Below are 542 nucleotides of genomic sequence, written 5' to 3'. Positions count from 1 at the left end.
ACGATGACGGTGGTCTGGGTGAACTCGCGGACGAACTGGTCGACGTCGCCGTTGAAGATCATGTGGCCGCGGCCGATGACGACCAGTTCGTCGGCCATCAGCTGCATCTCTGACAGCAGGTGGCTGGAGACGAAGATGGTGCGGCCTTCGGAGGCCAGGTTCTTGAGCAGGTCGCGCATCCAGTGGATGCCGTGCGGGTCGAGCCCGTTCGTCGGCTCGTCGAGCAGCAGAATCCTCGGGTCGCCCAGCAGCGCCTGTGCCAGGCCGAGGCGCTGCGCCATGCCCAGTGAGTAGCCCTTGGGTTTCTTGCGTTTGACCGGGCCGAGCCCGACCAGGTCCATGACCTCGTCGATTCTGGTGTTCGAGATGCCGTTGGCCGCGGCGAGCATCTTGAGGTGGTTGCGGGCTGATCGGGTGGGGTGGAACGGCTTGGCCTCCAGCAGAGCGCCGACGTGGTTCATCGGTCGGCGGATCGAGGAGAAAGGCTCGCCGTCGAACAGGGTCTCGCCCCCGCCGTGGTCGAGGCCGAGCATGAGTCGCAT

General features: G+C 65.5%; 1 protein-coding gene. It reads right to left on the bottom strand.

The annotated features are described in order from the left end of the window. On the bottom strand, positions 1-542 hold a 542-nt coding region (locus L0U85_RS20165), incomplete at both ends, for an ATP-binding cassette domain-containing protein (RefSeq protein WP_241379561.1).

This window comes from Glycomyces sp. L485 (genome assembly GCF_022548875.1).
In the GTDB taxonomy this organism is placed as follows: domain Bacteria; phylum Actinomycetota; class Actinomycetes; order Mycobacteriales; family Micromonosporaceae; genus Glycomyces.
This window is presented reverse-complemented; position numbering and strand designations above follow the sequence as displayed.